We start from the raw sequence: 2,220 nt of genomic DNA, 5'->3' as shown, positions 1-2,220 counted from the left end.
CCCCCGCGTTCCGAACCCGCCGCCCCGATGCCCACGCCCGCCCGGCCGCGCGTCCGGTTCCCCCGCCCCCTGCCCGGGCCGCGTCCGCTGTTCCGGCCGCGGGGCGCGGTGCGTCGCCGGGCGTTGGGCGCCGCCGGGATGATCGGGTTGCTGATCAGCTCCGGCGGGGGCTGCGCCGCCCTGCCGGCGCTGGGCGGCCCCGGCGCCCCGCCGGTCGCCGACGCGGCCGAGAGCGACGCCGCGGACGACGAGAACGACATTCAACTCGCCGGCGCCGAGGGCCCCGCCGGCGAATCGCCCTTCTACGACGACGACTCCGTTCCCCAGGCCGGCTCCGCCCGGGAGCCGGGCCGCTTGGCGAAGCCGCGGGAGTGGTTCCGACGGCTGACCGGCGCGAAGGGGGCGGCGGAGGTCTCCGCGACCCGCGTCCCGCCGGAGGCCCGCGCGGCGTTCGAGACGGCCCGGAACGATCTGGAGCGGGGCGAGCACGAGCAGGCCGCGTCCGCCTTCAAATCGCTCTCCCGCCGCTACGCCGACACCGCCATCGAGGAGGACGCTCTCTTCTATCGGGCCGAGGCGCTGTTCGCCGCGGAGGACTTCGCCCCCGCCCAGGACGCCTACGACACGCTGCTGGACCGCTACCCGTCCACGCGGCACCTGGACATGATCAGCAAGCGGCAATTCGAGATCGCCCGCCGCTGGTTGGGCTTCCCGGAGGCGGTGGTTAGCTCGGACGTGAAACCAGTCTCGTACGCGGAGGTCGCCGCCGGTACGCCCACGCCCCCGCCGGCCGAACGCTTCGAGACGGACGCCCCGCCGCGGCCGTTCGATCCGACGCTCGCGGTCCCGATCCTGCCGAACCTCCACGACCCCACCCGCCCGCTGTTCGACACCAACGGTCGGGCGTTGCAGGCGTTGAAGGGCGTTTGGATGAACGACCCGACCGGCGAACTGGCCGACGACGCGCTGTTCCTGTCCGCCGGCTATTACCTGCGGAAGGGGGATTATCTGGAGGCCGGCCGGCTGTACGACATCCTGCGGAAGGAGTACCCCAACAGCCCGCACATTAAAGACGCCTACCTGCTGGGCGCCCACACTCGGGAGGTGCTCTGGGAGGGCCCGGCGTACGACGACGGCGGTTTGAAAGAGAGCCGGCGAATTAAAGAGAGCTTCCAACGCCTGTTCCCCGAGGAAGCCGACCGGGCCCGCGTCGCCGAGAGCCTCGCGAACATGGCGGAGGCCCAGGCCGAGGCGGACTGGTCCGTGTTGCAGCTTTATCAGCGAAAGGGGAAGACGAACGCGGTGGCGATTTACGCCCGCAAGCTGCTGACCGATCACCCCGGCACGCAGGCGGCGGTGCGGGCCCGGCGGGTGTGGGACGACCTGCCCGCCGAGGCGAAGCGCCTCGCCGGTCCGCTGCCGCCCGCTCCGGGCTTTGCGGACCGCTCCGCGGAGACGCCGGGGACCGAACGCAGCGTGCGGCCGCCCGCCGCCCGGCCCGAGGAACGTCCGCAGACCCCGCCGACCCGCCGCCCCGCCGACCCGCGGGGCGTCGAACCGAACCCGCTGCCGGGCTCCACGCAGACGCCGGACGATCCGTTCACCGAGGGCGACCCGTTCTCCGGCGATCCGTTCTCGGAGGCCGGCGATCCGTTCACCGATTCGGGGCCGTTCGGATGACGCACGCCCCCCCGATTCCCCGCCGGCTGGCGCTGGTCGGTCTGGGCCTCGCCGCCTGCGCCGGGTTCACCGGGTGCGGCTACCGGTTCGGCCACCTCGCCGATCCGGAGATCCGTACCGTCGCCGTGCCGGTGTTCGAAAGCGTCGCGGACCGCACCGGGCTGGAAATCCAACTGACCGAGGCGGTTCAGAAGGAGATCCAGACCCGCACCCCGTTCCGGCTGGCCCACGAGCATCAGGCGGACACGGTGCTCCGCGGGCGGCTCGTGGGCGTGCGGAAGCGCCGGCTGTCGCAGACGATCACGGACGACGTCCGCGAGGCGGAATTCGCCCTCGCCGTGAACGTCACCTGGGAGGACCGCCGCGGCGAGACGCTCAACAGCGGCGAGTTGGCCATCGATCCGGGCTCCGTCCCGGTGTTGGCGACCGGCGAGGCGGCGTTCGAAATCGGCGAGTCCCGGGCGACGGCCAACGATCAGGCGATCGCCCGGCTGGCCCGCCAGATCGTCGACCTGATGGAAGTCCCCTGGTGAGCCGCGG

The 2,220-nt window shown here is 72.9% G+C and carries 2 protein-coding genes; both read left to right on the top strand.

The window, feature by feature from the left end:
* Positions 1-1,680: tetratricopeptide repeat protein (locus ACG2DA_RS22505; protein ID WP_395258906.1), on the top strand; the 1,680-nt coding region annotated here is incomplete at its 5' end.
* Positions 1,677-2,213, top strand: coding sequence for an LPS assembly lipoprotein LptE (gene lptE / locus ACG2DA_RS22500; RefSeq protein ID WP_395258904.1), 537 nt, complete (start codon positions 1,677-1,679; stop codon positions 2,211-2,213). The genes ACG2DA_RS22505 and lptE, both read left to right, overlap by 4 nt.
* Positions 2,214-2,220: the final 7 nt, after the last annotated feature.

The sequence above is a fragment of the Alienimonas sp. DA493 genome, assembly GCF_043951915.1.
Taxonomy (GTDB): Bacteria; Planctomycetota; Planctomycetia; order Planctomycetales; family Planctomycetaceae; genus Alienimonas.
Note: the sequence above shows the minus strand (reverse complement) of the source record. Positions and strands in the feature narration are given on the sequence as shown.

Bases quoted from the DNA above. Each gene is read 5' to 3' on its own strand.
- lptE (WP_395258904.1), top strand. From the start codon at position 1,677: ATGACGCACGCCCCCCCGATTCCCCGCCGGCTGGCGCTGGTCGGTCTG.